This window comes from Pseudomonas sp. FP2300, assembly GCF_030687595.1.
Taxonomy (GTDB): domain Bacteria; phylum Pseudomonadota; class Gammaproteobacteria; order Pseudomonadales; family Pseudomonadaceae; genus Aquipseudomonas; species Aquipseudomonas bijieensis.
Genome location: NZ_CP117440.1, coordinates 6,689,944 through 6,705,111 on the forward strand (window position 1 = coordinate 6,689,944; position 15,168 = coordinate 6,705,111).

The window sequence follows — 15,168 nt, forward strand, 5'->3', positions numbered from 1 at the left end:
CGGTATCTGAGTCATGGCCAAGCCTTCGTTTGTCAATTTGTGGAAAGCGTATTCCGATCTGCTGGTGGCCCATCCTGATGCAAAACCTTGCGACGGACCCTGGGCAAACCAATGTGCGATTCGCATGAGCATCACGCTCAATACCGAGCTGACCATCAAGGTCAACAAGTCCACCTACACCGAACCCAAGTGTGCCCATGAACACGCCAGGGGCGCCGAATCGCTGGCGAACTGGCTGTGGAAACATCACCTGGGACGCCCGTTGATCCTCGGCGGAACTGCCGCGGACCGACGCAAGCTGCAAGACAAGACCGGCCTGATTTTCTTCAAGGATTGTTTCCCGCAAATGGGAGAGTCCTCGGAAAGTCGCACCGGCGATCATATCGACCTCTGGAACCGTGGCCTGACCCTCGGGTATGACGATCCGGCCTATCGATCCCGAGCGATCTGGTTCTGGGAGCTCCTATGACCAAGGCTCACTGCGCGATATGGGTCGGCTGCCTGCTAACCAGCCTGACCGCCTGTGCCCAGCAGCAACCCCCGTCGGCAGCGTCCACCGCAGCGGTGGAACATGTCGTCTCGATGGGTGGGCAAACCCTGGTGCTGGAGAACGACCAGGCGCGCTGCGCGCTGCGCAAGCCCGACCAGACCCTGATGCCACTCGACTTGGCGTGGCCCTGCCAGTTCACGGTCGATCGACAAGGCAAACCCCACGTCGAGACCTTCGGCAACGTGCCCATTGTCATCGTTGTCCATGTGGCAGGTGGCCCTCAAAACAATCAGGAATGCCGCTCCGAGTACCGCGCCATACGCCAGATCAATGGGCAACTCGAACCCTCGGTAATCGCCCGCAATGCCAGCTGCATGCGCGGCACAGGTGACCAGAAGAATTACACGGGCCTATTCACTTGGTAACCGAAATCGCCACCCGTGATCGCCTGCAACCGTCCCTGCTGGACCGGCTGACCGACGACGATCCGACCAACCCGAAGGAAAGCGCCGACAAGCGCGTGCTCTCCCTGACCCAATTGAAAGCCTCGGTGCTGCGTGACCTGGCGTGGCTGCTCAACACCACCTCATTGCTCAGCGCCGATGCCACGCTGCATACCCCGGCGGGCACCTCGGTGGTGAATTTCGGCCTGCAGGCCCTGGCCGGCAACAGTGCGTCGAACGTCGACGTCTCGGCCCTGGAAACGCTGATCCACCAGGCTATCGCCACGTTCGAACCGCGGATCCTGCGCCACACCCTACGCGTGCGTGCCAGGGCAACCGCCGAGATGAACCACAACGCCCTGAGTTTCGAGATCGAAGGCGATCTCTGGGCCCAGCCCGTGCCGCTGCGCCTGATGCTGCAAACCGACCTGGACCTGGAAACCGGCCACGTGCGCGTGGTCAATGCCGACCAGCGGAGACGCTCATGAACCCGCGCCTGCTGGAGCTGTACAACCAGGAACTGCACCACGTGCGCGAAAGCGCGGCGGAGTTCGCCAAGGAATACCCCAAGATCGCCAGTCGGCTGACGTTGTCCGGCATGGACTGCGCCGACCCATATGTCGAACGCCTGCTGGAAGGCTTTGCCTACCTGACGGCGCGGGTGCAACTCAAGCTCGATGCCGAATACCCGACCTTCACCCACAACCTGCTGGAAATCGCCTACCCGCATTACCTGGCGCCAACACCGTCGATGACCGTGGTGCAGATGCAGGCCGACCCGGACGAAGGCTCGCTGAGCAGTGGTTTTCCGCTGCCGCGCGATACAGTCCTGCGTGCGGCCCTGGGTCGCGAAACCCAGACCTGCTGCGAGTACCGCACCGCCCACGCGGTAACGTTGTGGCCGTTGCAGGTCAGCCAGGCCGAATATTTTGGCAACCCGTCCGCCGTGCTCGGGCGCCTGGCCGCCAGCGAACCAAAAGCCAAGGCCGGCCTGCGCATCACCTTGCGCACCGGCGCCGAGTTGCCGTTCAACAGCCTGGCCCTGGACAACCTGCCGCTGTACTTGAGCGGCGCCGACGAGCAACCCTTCCGCCTCTACGAGCAACTGCTGGGCAACGCCTGCGCAGTGTTCGCCCGCAAGCCCGGCGGCAATTGGGTCGAACGCCTGCCGCAAGACGCGCTGCGCTCACGTGGCTTCGACGATGCCGACGCCGCGCTGCCGGTGGTGCCACGGGCCTTCCAGGGCTATCGCCTGTTGCAGGAATACTTCGCCCTGCCCCACCGCTTCCTGTTTGTCGACTTCACCCAGTTGAGCCGCGCGGTCAAGCGTTGCGACGGCCAGGAACTGGAGTTGATCGTGCTGTTCGACCGTCACGATCCAAGCCTGGAAGGCAGCGTCGGTGCTTCGCAGTTCCTGCCGTTCTGCACCCCGGCCATCAACCTGTTTCCCAAGCGCCTGGATCGCATTCACTTGTCGGAGCGGGTCAACGAACACCATGTGATCGCCGACCGCACCCGGCCGATGGATTTCGAGGTGCACTCACTGAGCGGCCTCACCGGCCACGGCACTGGGCCGGAGCAGCCGTTCCTGCCGTTCTACGCCGTGCGCGATCCGTCCCGCTACGGCCGCGACCAGGCCTACTACACCGTACGGCGCGAGCCGCGCGTGCTGTCCAGCGACCAACGGCGCAACGGCCCACGCTCGACCTACATCGGCAGCGAAACCTTCGTCAGCCTGGTGGACAGCCAGCAAGCGCCCTATCGCCACGACCTGCGCCAACTGGGCGTGACCGCGCTATGCACCAACCGCGACCTGCCGCTGTTCATGAGCGTGGGCAGCGGCAAGACCGACTTCACCCTGGCCGACAGTGCCCCGGTTGGCGCGGTGCGCTGCGTGGCCGGACCGAGTCGCCCACGGGCCAGCCATGCCCACGATGCCAAGGCCTGGCGATTGATCAGCCAGTTGTCGCTGAACTATTTGTCGTTGAGCGAACAAGGCCAAGGCGCCGCCGCCCTGCGCGAATTGCTGCGCCTGTACGGCGACAGCAACGACGCGGCGCTGCAATTGCAGATCGAAGGTCTGCGCGAAGTCAGCAGCAAGGCCTGCACCCGGCGCTTGCCGATGCCCGGCCCGATCGTGTTCGGTCGGGGCCTGGAGATCACCCTGGAATTCGATGAAAACGCGTTTCGCGGCACCGGGGTGTTCCTGCTCGGCGCCGTGTTCGAGCGCTTCCTGGCACGCTACGTGTCGATCAACAGTTTTACCGAGACGGTGATCCGTACCACCGAACGCGGCGAGATCATGCGATGGAAAGCCAAGCCCGGACGTCGTCCGACCCTGTGAGTACCCTGGAGGCGATGCACCAGGAACCCTGGGAATACGACTTCTTCCAGGCGTTGCGGCGCATCGAGTGCGAATCCCCCGAGCTGCCGCGCCTGGGCCATTCCCTGCGCCTGGCCGATGACCCGTTGCGCCTCGGACAACAGGCCGATTGCACCTTCGCCCCGGCCACCCTCGCCTCGGTACAACCGGGCGGCGACGGTACGCCAGCGCGCCTGGAGCAATTCTTCTTCGGCCTCGGCGGCCCCAACGGCCCGATGCCGCTGCACATCACCGAGTACGTGCGCGAGCGCCAGCGCAACAACGCCGACAGCACCAGCAAACGCTTCCTCGATGTGTTTCACCATCGCCTGCTCAGCCTGTTCTACCGGGCCTGGGCCGAAGCGCGGCCAACGGTCAGCCATGACCGCCCGGACGATGACTATTGGTCGGCGCGCCTGGCCGCCCTCAGCGGCCGGGGCATGCCGAGCCTGCTCAACCAAGGGCTGATCCCCGACACGGCGAAGCTGCACTACAGCGGCCACTTGGCGGCACAAACCCGTTACCCGGACGGTTTGAAGGCAATTCTCAGCGAGTACTTCGGCCTGCCGGTGGAGATCGAAGAATACGTCGGCCAATGGCTGGAGCTGCCGGAACGTAGCCGCGTCGGTGTCAGCGCTCATCAATTGGGCGTGGACTTCTGCCTGGGCCGCTACGTGTGGGATCGCCAGCACAAATTCCGCATTCGCCTGGGGCCACTCAAGCTCGTCGACTACATGGGCATGCTGCCCGGCAGCCAGCCGTTCAACGAGCTGGTAGCCTGGGTCGCCGAATACCTGGGCCACGAACTGGACTGGGACCTGAACCTGGTCCTGGAGCAGCCTGAAGTCCCGGCGCTACAACTCAACGGTCGTTTCCGCCTGGGTTTCAACACCTGGCTGGGCCGTCCCGAAACAGATGCCAACGATTTAATACTGGCCCGGCATTACGCCGAACAGGCCAACACCTCACAGACCTCAAGGAGCCATGAGCATGGGTGAAATCAGTCGCGCCGCGTTGTTCGGCAAACTCAACAGCGTGGCTTACAAAGCCATCGAAGCCGCCACCGTGTTCTGCAAGTTGCGCGGTAACCCTTATGTGGAACTGGCCCACTGGTTTCATCAGTTGCTGCAACTGCAGGACTCGGACCTGCATCGCATCATCCGCCAGTTCAACATCGAGCCGGCACGCCTGGCCCGTGACCTGACCGAAGCGCTGGACCGTTTGCCACGGGGCTCGACGTCGATCACCGACCTGTCCTCCCACGTGGAAGAAGCCGTGGAACGCGGCTGGGTCTACGGCAGCCTGATGTTCGGCGAAAGCCAGGTGCGCACCGGTTACCTGGTGCTGGGCATTCTCAAGACGCCAAGCCTGCGCCATGCGCTGCTGGGCCTGTCGTCGGAGTTCGACAAGGTCAAGGTCGAAGCCTTGAGCGAGCGTTTTGACGAATACGTCGGCGACTCACCGGAAAACGCCCTGACCGCCAGCGACGGCTTCAATGCCGGCGCCGTGCCCGGCGAAGCCAGCGGCGCCATGGCCCCTAGCGCCATGGGCAAGCAGGAAGCCCTCAAGCGCTTCACCGTCGACCTCACCGAACAGGCCCGCAGCGGCAAGCTCGACCCGATCGTCGGGCGTGACGAAGAGATCCGCCAACTGGTGGACATCCTCATGCGCCGCCGGCAGAACAACCCGATCCTCACCGGTGAAGCCGGCGTGGGCAAGACTGCCGTGGTCGAAGGCTTTGCCCTGCGCATCGTCGCTGGCGACGTGCCGCCGGCCCTCAAGGACGTGGAACTGCGCAGCCTCGACGTTGGCCTGTTGCAGGCCGGCGCAAGCATGAAGGGCGAATTCGAACAGCGCCTGCGCCAGGTTATCGAAGACGTCCAGGCCTCGCCCAAGCCGATCATCCTGTTCATCGACGAAGCCCACACCCTGGTGGGTGCCGGGGGCGCCGCCGGTACCGGTGACGCAGCCAACCTGCTCAAACCGGCCCTGGCCCGCGGCACCTTGCGCACCGTGGCCGCCACGACCTGGGCCGAGTACAAGAAGCACATCGAAAAAGACCCGGCCCTGACCCGGCGTTTCCAAGTGGTGCAAGTGGCCGAGCCGTCGGAAGACAAGGCCCTGCTGATGATGCGTGGCGTGGCCTCGACCATGGAAAAACACCACCAGGTGCAGATCCTCGACGAAGCCCTGGAAGCCTCGGTCAAGCTGTCCCATCGCTACATTCCCGCACGGCAGTTGCCGGACAAATCCGTGAGCCTGCTGGACACCGCCTGCGCCCGCGTCGCCATCAGCCTGCACGCCGTGCCGGCCGAAGTGGACGACAGCCGTCGGCGCATCGAAGCGCTGGAAACCGAGCTGCAAATCATCGCCCGTGAACACGCGATTGGCGTGGTCATCGGCAGCCGCCAGACCCAGACTGAAAACCTGCTGAGCAGCGAGCGCGAACGCCTGGCCGAGCTGGAAAGCCGCTGGGCCGAAGAGAAAACCCTGGTCGACGAACTGCTCGCCACCCGCGCCACCCTGCGCGAGCGCGTCGGCGTGGTGGACAGCGAGGATGGCAGCGAGACCAGCCACGAACTGCGCGAGAAACTGGTGGACCTGCAGCAGCGCCTGACCGCCCTGCAAGGTGAAACCCCGCTGATCCTGCCGACCGTGGACTACCAGGCCGTGGCCTCGGTGGTCGCCGACTGGACCGGTATCCCGGTGGGCCGCATGGCCCGCAACGAACTGGAAACCGTGCTCAACCTCGACCAGCACCTGAAAAAACGCATCATCGGCCAGGACCATGCCCTGCAGATGATCGCCAAGCGCATCCAGACTTCCCGCGCCGGCCTCGACAACCCGAGCAAGCCGATCGGTGTGTTCATGCTCGCCGGCACCTCCGGCGTGGGCAAGACCGAAACCGCCCTGGCCCTGGCCGAAGCCATGTACGGCGGCGAGCAGAACGTCATCACCATCAACATGAGCGAGTTCCAGGAAGCCCACACCGTGTCTACCCTCAAGGGCGCGCCACCGGGCTACATCGGCTACGGCGAAGGCGGCGTGCTGACCGAAGCCGTACGGCGCAAACCGTACAGCGTGGTGCTGCTGGACGAGGTGGAAAAAGCCCACCCGGACGTGCATGAAATCTTCTTCCAGGTGTTCGACAAAGGCGTGATGGAGGACGGCGAAGGCCGAGTGATCGACTTCAAGAACACCTTGATCCTGCTGACCACCAACGCCGGCACCGAGTTGATTGCCGACGTCTGCAAAGACCCGCAAAACGTGCCCGAGCCGGAGGACATCGCCAAGGCCCTGCGCCAGCCGCTGCTGGAGATTTTCCCGCCGGCCCTGCTCGGTCGCCTGGTGACGATTCCGTACTACCCGCTCAGCGACGAGATGCTCAAGGCCATCACCCGCCTGCAACTCAACCGCATCAAGAAGCGTGTGGAGAGCACCCACAAGGTGGCCTTCGACTACGACGACGCGGTGATCGACCTGATCGTCTCGCGCTGCACCGAAACCGAAAGCGGCGGGCGCATGATCGACACCATCCTGACCAACAGCCTGCTGCCGGACATGAGCCGCGAGTTCCTGACCCGCATGCTCGAAGGCAAGGCCCTGGCGGGCGTGCGGATCAGCGCCGTGGATAACGAATTGCAGTACGATTTCAGCGACGCGGCCTGACCTGACAGGAACACAGTCACTTCTGTGGCAGATATCCCTGTGGGAGCGAGCCTGCTCGCGATAGCGGAGTTACATTCAACATCAATGTTGACTGACACACCGCCATCGCGAGCAGGCTCGCTCCCACAGTTGGGATTGCGTTGCTTCAGCAATTACAACCTGCACGAGACACTCGATGTTATTCAACCAAGCCACACGCCTGGCCAAGATCACCAGCCCCCTGGGACCCGAGGTGCTGTTGCTCAAGGACATGGGCGGCGGTGAAGAGCTGGGCAGGCTGTTCAACTACGAGTTGCAGCTGCATTCGCTGGACAACGCCATCGACCTCAACCAGTTGCTCGGCAAGCCCATGTGCGTGAGCCTGCAACTCGATGGCGGTGGCGAGCGGCACTTCCACGGCATCGTCGCTCGTTGCAGCCAGACGTCGACCAGGGCCAGTTCGCCAGCTATCAGGCCACCCTGCGCCCATGGTTGTGGCTGCTGACCCGCACTTCCGATTGCCGGATTTTCCAGAACCTGACCATCCCGCAGATCATCAAGCAGGTGTTCCGCGACCTTGGGTTTTCCGATTTCGAAGACGCCTTGAGCCGGCCTTATCGCGAGTGGGAATACTGCGTGCAGTATCGCGAGACCAGCTTCGATTTCGTCAGCCGCCTGATGGAGCAGGAAGGCATCTACTACTTCTTCCGCCATGAACAGGGCCGGCATGTGCTGGTGCTGGCCGACGCCTATGGCGCCCACACCAAGGCCCCTGGCTACGGCTCGGTGCCCTACTACCCCAAGAATGAGCAACAGCGCGAACGCGACCATATCCACGACTGGCACCTGGCCCAGGAAGTCCAGCCCGGTTCGCTGGAACTCAACGACTACGATTTCCAGCGCCCCAGCGCGCGCATCGATGTGCGCTCGGCCATGCCGCGTCCACATACCGCTGGCGATTATCCGTTGTATGACTACCCTGGCGCCTACGTGCAAAGTACCGACGGCGAACACTACGCCCGCACCCGCATCGAAGCCTTGCAAACCCTGCACGAACAGGTCGAGCTGGCGGGTAACGCCCGGGGCCTGGGTTCGGGGCATCTGTTCAGTCTCACCGGCTTCAGCCGCCAGGACCAGAACCGCGAATACCTGATCGTCGGCGCCCGCTATTACATTTCCCAGGAAAGCGGCGAAACCAGCGGCGGCGCGCCGTCGGCCCAGTTCGAAAGCAGCCTGACCTGCATCGACGCCCAGCAAAGCTATCGCCCGTTGGCGACCACCCATCGTCCCATCGTCAAAGGCCCGCAGACTGCGTTAGTGGTCGGCCCCAAGGGCGAGGAAATCTGGACCGACCAGTTTGGTCGGGTGAAGGTGCATTTCTATTGGGACCGTCACGACCAGTCCAACGAAAACAGCTCGTGCTGGATTCGTGTGTCGCAGGCGTGGGCCGGCAAGAATTGGGGCTCGGTGCAGATCCCCCGCATTGGGCAGGAGGTGATAGTCAGTTTCCTCGAAGGCGATCCCGACCGGCCCATCGTCACCGGTCGTGTGTATAACGCCGAACAAACCGTCCCCTATGCATTGCCCGCCAATGCCACTCAAAGCGGCACCAAAAGCCGTTCGAGCAAGGGCGGCACGCCGGCGAATTTCAACGAAATTCGGATGGAAGACAAGAAAGGCGCCGAGCAGCTGTACATCCACGCCGAGCGCAACCAGGACATCGTGGTCGAGGTGGATGAGAGCCATTCGGTGGGCCACGACCGTAACAAGAGCATCGGCCACAACGAAACCGTACGGATTGGCGAGGACCGACTGCGAGCGGTACAGCGCAACGATGCATTGCTCGTCGGCGGAGCCAAGAGCGACAGCATCAGTACCCAATACCTCGTGGAAGCGGGCTCGCAGATTCGACTGGTGTGCGGCAAAAGCGTGCTGGAGTTCAATGCCAGTGGCGAGATCAACATCTCGGGCACGGCGTTCAACATCTACGCCAGCGGCAATGGCAACATCGACACCGGCGGGCGTTTGGACCTCAACTCCGGAGGCGCAAGCGCCGTAGACCCCAAGGGCAAAGGCATCAAGGGAGTGATCGATGCGGCGGTAAAAGCTTTTTTTCCGGCAAAAGCCAAGGGCTGAGGTTCACGGCCGGAACAACCGTGGCGAGGGAGCTTGCTCCCGCTTGAGTGCGAAGCGCTCACCAAAAAGGGCTGCTACGCAGCCCAGCGGGAGCAAGCTCCCTCGCCACGGGTTCATCGTTACCACCCACGCAGAACCTATGTTCGCGGTGGACCAGGGTATATTGAAATTTCACTCATTCGTAAGCCGGTATTGACCGGGCTGCGTCCACGCGACTCGCAAATATTTACCGCTCAGCAATTGCTCGTCACGAAGATATTCAAAAACTTCGGAGGGACACCACTCCTTGCCCGCCGAAAAGGCCACGCCCAGTGAACGGAGTGCGTCGAATACCTTAGCCTTCTGCCTGTTGTCCGCGACCTGAAAAACGTAGATGTCTTTCTGCGCCGCAGTCGAAAACCCGATAGCGCGTAGGGGCGAATCCAACGCGTTATCGATGACTTGAACACGAATCACGTCGCCGTCCGCTTTTTCCACGTACGCTTTCAGCACATCATTAATCACTGACAAATACCTCGGTTAAAGTTTTAATGCCGTTCGCATCCTTTGTCGGAATCGACTCGACGACCATCTCCGGGGCGCCACCCGGCAAGTGTTTACCTGGCCCCAGGAAATACTGGTTTCCTTCCATCGGGCTTCTCGGCATCCGCCCCACGAGATCATCGACCTGCCTGATCTTGAAGCCGCCTTTAAGCGCATCTTTTTCCAAACCAAAGGCGCGTTCCAGTTCCGCCGCTTTTTTACCACTGATGGTCACCTTGGAACGCCCCGAGAAATTTCCAATAACATCGGTGATGCCTTTCTTATCAGAAACAAAAGTACCGGCCCGGCCAATCGTCGGATAGGCGTCCCACGCCGTCGGGCTAATGTTGAACCCTCGATTGTCCTTGAGCATCTGTTCCTGTCGCTGACGAGCCAAGATCGTCCGCTCGGCCGCAGTCATGGGCCTGCGTGCCAGCTTCGGCCCGGCACCGAGCAGGGCCATCCCTGCCACCCCCTGAAACAAGTCCCGATATCCGGGGCCGAGACGATCGCCCAAATCCCCCAGCAGTTCCATGCCGGCATACAGCGCACCACCGACGGCCAGGGCGCCGAAGAAAGCGGCGGCTCCGGCAAAAGCCGCAAGCAACAAGGCTCCGCCCGCCGCCAACAACCCCAACGCCTCCAGCCCGGTGTGCATCCAGCCTTCGAGATCCAGAACAAACGCCACCGACACCGTCGGCCCACCGATGAACGTATTGGGACTGCCGGTCTTGATGTGCGCGCCGCAAACCATTTTGCTGTGCAAACGTGCGGCGGGTTTGCCATTAATGAAGACCGTGGCGCTGCCTTCGGCGATCAGCACTGGAAAGGGCCAGATCGGATGGTTCATCGGCAGCCCGGTGCAGGAAGACGAAATGTCTTCGCCCGCCCGCATGGCATTGCGGTCGTTGATGTAGACGTTGAAGCTGCCCATTATCAACGCCCCCGTGGTGGGCTCAGGCAGGTTGAAGATGGTGGAGAGGCCTTTGACGATCTGGAACATCGACAAGCCGCCCGCGGCAATCGAGCCGGCCATGATGGCCAGGGCCACGCCGCCCGTGGCGACAGTCGCGGCAACGACCGCGGCACCGATCAAGGCACCGGCCACGGCACCGGCGACCATCGCGGCCATCCCGAAGCCATGGGCTATTTCGTCACCCAGACGTGCTGCAGCCTGTGCATCCATTGCGTGCATCTACCTTACTGATTTTGTATGACTGCACAGAGAGACGTATTGGATGACTCAGACGCTCGATGGGCGGGATTTGAGCAAGCGCATCGCCGGCCTCCCCTGCCCTTCGACGATCAGATGGCGGTGCCGCGGTTCGTTCCAGGTTGGACAATCAACAGCTCGTCCAGCTCGCGCTTTTTGCAACGCGCCACAAACGGCAGCGCGGCATCCGGGTCACGCCTGAACAGCTCAAAGGTCGCCTGGTTGATTTCATAATATTCCTCGTAGTCGGCCATGCCGTTGCTGACCGGTATGGACACGTAGAACCGACCCGAGTCCTGCTCGATGCCCACGGAGAACATGTGTTCGCGACTGACCAGAACATCTTGAAATTTCATGACTTGCCTACCTCTACCGTCATAATGGCGTCCAACTGAAGTCTTTGGGCAAGATGCCTCCGGCATCGATGACCGCCTCGCTGGCGCCGGTCGGCAGCTTGCCGCCAGGAATCCAGAACTCGTTGGCACCGGCCTCGTTACCTGAAGGAATCCGCAGGTTCATGTCTTTAGGCGCGGGAATATCGACCCGCACAAGGGTACTACTTTCCAGGGTATTTTCTGGAAGCCCAAGCGCCTTCTCCAATGCCCTCTTGTCGCCCTTGGCATTGGCAATCAATTGATCGGCTTCAGCCTTGGGCATCAGGAACGTCGTGCCGTCGCGCTGGGCGATGCCGTACTTGTCCAGGTTGGCCTTCGTAGTGAAGCGTGAGGCACCGTTCTCGAACTGGGCCAAGTGTTCTTTCACATACTGCGGTGACAGGTACGTGTCGGCATCGGGTCGAGACCCCTTCGGCATGGCCAGGATGTCGGCCTCGGTCACGCCAGGCTTGTACTTGGGCGGCGGCAGTTCGGCAGGCTTGGCTGCCTTCGCCATTTTCGGGCTCAACCCCAGCATGGCCATGCCGGCGACACCTTGCAGCAGGTCCCGATAGCCTGGCCCCAGACGGTCGCCCAAATCGCCGAGAAGCTCCATGCCCCCCAGGATCAGCCCGCCTATCACCACGAATTCGACGAGGACGGCGATACCCGCCATGGCCGCCATGACCAACGCAGCACCGGCGGCCAACAACCCCAACACTTCCAACCCGGTATGCATCCACCCTTCGAGATCCAGGACAAACGCCACCGACACCGTCGGCCCGCCGATAAACGTATTGGGGCTGCCGCTCTTGATATGGGCACCGCAGACCATTTTGCTGTGCAGGCGCGCCGCCGGTTTGCCGTTGATGAAGACCGTGGCGCTGCCTTCGGCGATCAGTACCGGGAAAGGCCAGATCGGATGGTTCATCGGCAGCCCGGTGCAGGAAGACGAAATGTCTTCGCCCGCCCGCATGGCATTGCGGTCGTTGATGTAGACGTTGAAGCTGCCCATTATCAACGCCCCCGTGGTGGGCTCGGGCAGGTTGAAGATGGTGGAGAGGCCTTTGACGATCTGGAACATCGACAAGCCGCCAGCCGCAATCGAGCCGGCCATGATGGCCAGGGCCACGCCGCCCGTGGCGACGGTCGCGGCAACGACCGCGGCGCCAATCAAGGCACCGGCCACGGCACCAGCGACCATCGCGGCCAACCCGAACCCGTGGGCTATTTCGTCACCCAGACGTGCCGCAGCCTGTGCATCCATTGCGCGCATCTACCTTACTGATGTGTATGCCTGCTCAGTGGGACGTGTCGATGCTCAGACAATCGGAGGCTGTGGCTTGAACGAATGCATCGCCAGCTTCCAGGCCGGCTCGTGATAGGCGAAGTCGGTCGGTGTGGTGGTCAAGGTGGTGATCAGCACCGATGGCTTACGCTCGATGAACACCTGGCGCAGCATCAGTTCACGCCCCTCGCGTTGCCAGGTGTAATCCAGCAACGTGGTGGTGTGCCCCTGCAGCACCGTGTCCCAGCGCTGAACCAGCTTGAAGCCGGGCAGTTGCTGCTCTGCGCTTTTGAGCTGGCGGTCGACGTATTCCGCGAATGGCGCGTCGCCCTGGGAGGCATCGCGGCTGATGACGAAACTGGCTTCTTTAGCAGGGCCGACTGCCGGCAGCTTGAAAATATTGATGCTCTGGTCCTGCCAGGCATCGGGAATTTCGAGATCGGCTTCTTGAATGCGGTAAGAGGTCACAGTAATCGCTTTCCATGGACGTGAGGTGACGCGCGAAGGAGCAGATATTCAAGTAATGCCTGGTAACAATCAAGAACCGGGTTCCTCTGCCCCAAGTAACGAACTACATTATGCGATCAGCGTCACTACTCTGGCGATTTCATGCCTGTGCACGCGCTGTCAAAGGGCGTGATCGCTTGATCTTCAACGTCAAAAGCCGGCAATCTTGCGCAGCGTCAAATGGACTGCGACAGCGATAAGGACAACCGATGCTATTCAACCAAGCCACACGCCTGGCCAAGATCACCAGCCCCCTGGGACCCGAGGTGCTGTTGCTCAAGGACATGGGCGGCGGTGAAGAGCTGGGCAGGCTGTTCAACTACGAGTTGCAGCTGCATTCGCTGGACAACGCCATCGACCTCAACCAGTTGCTCGGCAAGCCCATGTGCGTGAGCCTGCAACTCGATGGCGGTGGCGAGCGGCACTTCCATGGCATCGTCGCCCGCTGCAGCCAGAACGTCGACCAGGGCCAGTTCGCCAGCTACCAGGCGACTTTGCGTCCGTGGTTGTGGCTGCTGACCCGCACTTCCGATTGCCGGATTTTCCAGAACCTGACCATCCCGCAGATCATCAAGCAGGTGTTCCGCGACCTGGGCTTTTCCGATTTCGAAGACGCCTTGAGCCAGTCCTACCGCGAGTGGGAATACTGCGTGCAGTATCGCGAGACCAGCTTCGACTTCGTCAGCCGCCTGATGGAGCAGGAAGGCATCTACTACTTCTTCCGCCATGAACAGGGCCGGCATGTGCTGGTGCTGGCCGACGCCTACGGCGCCCACACCACGGCCCCCGGCTACGGCTCGGTGCCCTACTACCCGAAGAATGAGCAGCAGCGCGAACGCGACCACATCCACGACTGGCACCTGGCCCAGGAAGTCCAGCCCGGTTCGCTGGAGCTCAACGACTACGATTTCCAGCGCCCCAGCGCACGCATCGACGTACGCTCGGCCATGCCCCGCCCGCACACCGCCGGCGACTATCCGCTGTACGACTACCCTGGCACTTATGTGCAGAGCCAGGACGGCGAACACTACGCCCGCACCCGCATCGAAGCCTTGCAGACCCTGCACGAACAGGTCGAGCTGGCGGGTAACGCGCGAGGCTTGGGCTCGGGGCATCTGTTCACGCTTACCGGCTTCAGCCGCCAGGACCAGAACCGCGAATACCTGATCGTCGGCGCCCGCTATTACATTTCCCAGGAAAGCGGCGAAACCAGCGGCGGCGCGCCGTCGGCCCAGTTCGAAAGCAGCCTGACCTGCATCGACGCCCAGCAAAGCTATCGCCCGTTGGCGACCACCCATCGTCCCATCGTCAAAGGCCCGCAGACTGCGTTAGTGGTCGGCCCCAAGGGCGAGGAAATCTGGACCGACCAGTTTGGTCGGGTGAAGGTGCATTTCTATTGGGACCGTCACGACCAGTCCAACGAAAACAGCTCGTGCTGGATTCGTGTGTCGCAGGCGTGGGCCGGCAAGAATTGGGGCTCGGTGCAGATCCCCCGCATTGGGCAGGAGGTGATAGTCAGTTTCCTCGAAGGCGATCCCGACCGGCCCATCGTCACCGGTCGTGTGTATAACGCCGAACAAACCGTCCCCTATGCATTGCCCGCCAATGCCACTCAAAGCGGCACCAAAAGCCGTTCGAGCAAGGGCGGCACGCCGGCGAATTTCAACGAAATTCGGATGGAAGACAAGAAAGGCGCCGAGCAGCTGTACATCCACGCCGAGCGCAACCAGGACATCGTGGTCGAGGTGGATGAGAGCCATTCGGTGGGCCACGACCGTAACAAGAGCATCGGCCACAACGAAACCGTACGGATTGGCGAGGACCGACTGCGAGCGGTACAGCGCAACGATGCATTGCTCGTCGGCGGAGCCAAGAGCGACAGCATCAGTACCCAATACCTCGTGGAAGCGGGCTCGCAGATTCGACTGGTGTGCGGCAAAAGCGTGCTGGAGTTCAATGCCAGTGGCGAGATCAACATCTCGGGCACGGCGTTCAACATCTACGCCAGCGGCAATGGCAACATCGACACCGGCGGGCGTTTGGACCTCAACTCCGGAGGCGCAAGCGCCGTAGACCCCAAGGGCAAAGGCATCAAGGGAGTGATCGATGCGGCGGTAAAAGCTTTTTTTCCGGCAAAAGCCAAGGGCTGAGGTTCACGGCCGGAACAACCGTGGCGAGGGAGCTT

Annotated in this window: 12 protein-coding genes and 1 pseudogene; 8 read left to right on the forward strand and 5 right to left on the reverse strand. The window is 62.0% G+C overall.

Annotated features, from left to right (window positions below; all coding sequences use genetic code 11):
• The first annotated feature begins 13 nt into the window (after positions 1 to 13).
• From PSH86_RS29925 to PSH86_RS29955, 7 genes and pseudogenes are all read left to right on the forward strand, one after another.
• A complete protein-coding gene (locus PSH86_RS29925) occupies positions 14 to 469 on the forward strand; it encodes a T6SS effector amidase Tae4 family protein (protein WP_109752744.1) in 456 nt (151 codons plus the stop codon).
• Complete coding sequence (locus PSH86_RS29930) at positions 466 to 915, forward strand: hypothetical protein (RefSeq protein ID WP_305486816.1); 450 nt, start codon at positions 466 to 468, stop codon at positions 913 to 915. The genes PSH86_RS29925 and PSH86_RS29930 overlap by 4 nt, the downstream gene beginning before the upstream one ends.
• A complete protein-coding gene (tssE, locus tag PSH86_RS29935) occupies positions 909 to 1,421 on the forward strand; it encodes a type VI secretion system baseplate subunit TssE (RefSeq protein ID WP_305486818.1) in 513 nt (170 codons plus the stop codon). Before PSH86_RS29930 ends, tssE begins: the two co-directional genes overlap by 7 nt.
• The gene (tssF, locus tag PSH86_RS29940; protein ID WP_109752746.1) at positions 1,418 to 3,277 is read left to right on the forward strand and encodes a type VI secretion system baseplate subunit TssF; all 1,860 of its coding nucleotides are present in this window, start codon (positions 1,418 to 1,420) and stop codon (positions 3,275 to 3,277) included. Before tssE ends, tssF begins: the two co-directional genes overlap by 4 nt.
• On the forward strand, positions 3,241 to 4,293 hold the full coding sequence (gene tssG / locus PSH86_RS29945; protein ID WP_116833757.1) for a type VI secretion system baseplate subunit TssG: 1,053 nt from the start codon (positions 3,241 to 3,243) through the stop codon (positions 4,291 to 4,293). The genes tssF and tssG overlap by 37 nt, the downstream gene beginning before the upstream one ends.
• Positions 4,286 to 6,964 (forward strand): type VI secretion system ATPase TssH, encoded by a 2,679-nt coding sequence (gene tssH, locus PSH86_RS29950; protein ID WP_109752748.1) that lies wholly within the window; start codon positions 4,286 to 4,288, stop codon positions 6,962 to 6,964. The genes tssG and tssH overlap by 8 nt, the downstream gene beginning before the upstream one ends.
• Before the next feature lie 175 nt (positions 6,965 to 7,139).
• A pseudogene (locus PSH86_RS29955) lies at positions 7,140 to 9,079 on the forward strand (type VI secretion system tip protein VgrG).
• Positions 9,080 to 9,250: 171 nt separating this feature from the next.
• Here PSH86_RS29955 and PSH86_RS29960 read toward each other — a convergent pair.
• From PSH86_RS29960 to PSH86_RS29980, 5 genes are all read right to left on the reverse strand, one after another.
• Positions 9,251 to 9,583, reverse strand: a complete 333-nt coding sequence (locus PSH86_RS29960) for a hypothetical protein (protein WP_305486823.1) — start codon at positions 9,581 to 9,583, stop codon at positions 9,251 to 9,253.
• On the reverse strand, positions 9,576 to 10,787 hold the full coding sequence (locus PSH86_RS29965; RefSeq protein ID WP_305486826.1) for a PAAR domain-containing protein: 1,212 nt from the start codon (positions 10,785 to 10,787) through the stop codon (positions 9,576 to 9,578). Before PSH86_RS29965 ends, PSH86_RS29960 begins: the two co-directional genes overlap by 8 nt.
• Positions 10,788 to 10,906: 119 nt before the next feature.
• Positions 10,907 to 11,170: a hypothetical protein gene (locus PSH86_RS29970; RefSeq protein WP_109752753.1), complete on the reverse strand. Its 264-nt coding sequence runs from the start codon at positions 11,168 to 11,170 to the stop codon at positions 10,907 to 10,909.
• Positions 11,171 to 11,189: 19 nt separating this feature from the next.
• Positions 11,190 to 12,455, reverse strand: coding sequence for a PAAR domain-containing protein (locus tag PSH86_RS29975; protein WP_109752754.1), 1,266 nt, complete (start codon positions 12,453 to 12,455; stop codon positions 11,190 to 11,192).
• Positions 12,456 to 12,509: 54 nt separating this feature from the next.
• A complete protein-coding gene (locus PSH86_RS29980; protein WP_109752755.1) occupies positions 12,510 to 12,944 on the reverse strand; it encodes a DUF1795 domain-containing protein in 435 nt (144 codons plus the stop codon).
• A gap of 248 nt (positions 12,945 to 13,192) precedes the next feature.
• Here PSH86_RS29980 and PSH86_RS29985 point away from each other — a divergent pair, with 248 nt between their 5' ends.
• Positions 13,193 to 15,133, forward strand: coding sequence for a type VI secretion system tip protein VgrG (locus PSH86_RS29985; RefSeq protein WP_305486829.1), 1,941 nt, complete (start codon positions 13,193 to 13,195; stop codon positions 15,131 to 15,133).
• The last annotated feature ends 35 nt before the right edge of the window (positions 15,134 to 15,168 follow it).

Bases quoted from the DNA above. Each gene is read 5' to 3' on its own strand.
- PSH86_RS29985 (WP_305486829.1), top strand. From the start codon at position 13,193: ATGCTATTCAACCAAGCCACACGCCTGGCCAAGATCACCAGCCCCCTG.
- PSH86_RS29930 (WP_305486816.1), top strand. From the start codon at position 466: ATGACCAAGGCTCACTGCGCGATATGGGTCGGCTGCCTGCTAACCAGC.
- tssF (WP_109752746.1), top strand. From the start codon at position 1,418: ATGAACCCGCGCCTGCTGGAGCTGTACAACCAGGAACTGCACCACGTG.
- tssH (WP_109752748.1), top strand. From the start codon at position 4,286: ATGGGTGAAATCAGTCGCGCCGCGTTGTTCGGCAAACTCAACAGCGTG.
- PSH86_RS29975 (WP_109752754.1), bottom strand. From the start codon at position 12,455: ATGGATGCACAGGCTGCGGCACGTCTGGGTGACGAAATAGCCCACGGG.
- PSH86_RS29925 (WP_109752744.1), top strand. From the start codon at position 14: ATGGCCAAGCCTTCGTTTGTCAATTTGTGGAAAGCGTATTCCGATCTG.
- PSH86_RS29970 (WP_109752753.1), bottom strand. From the start codon at position 11,170: ATGAAATTTCAAGATGTTCTGGTCAGTCGCGAACACATGTTCTCCGTG.
- tssG (WP_116833757.1), top strand. From the start codon at position 3,241: ATGGAAAGCCAAGCCCGGACGTCGTCCGACCCTGTGAGTACCCTGGAG.
- PSH86_RS29965 (WP_305486826.1), bottom strand. From the start codon at position 10,787: ATGGATGCACAGGCTGCAGCACGTCTGGGTGACGAAATAGCCCATGGC.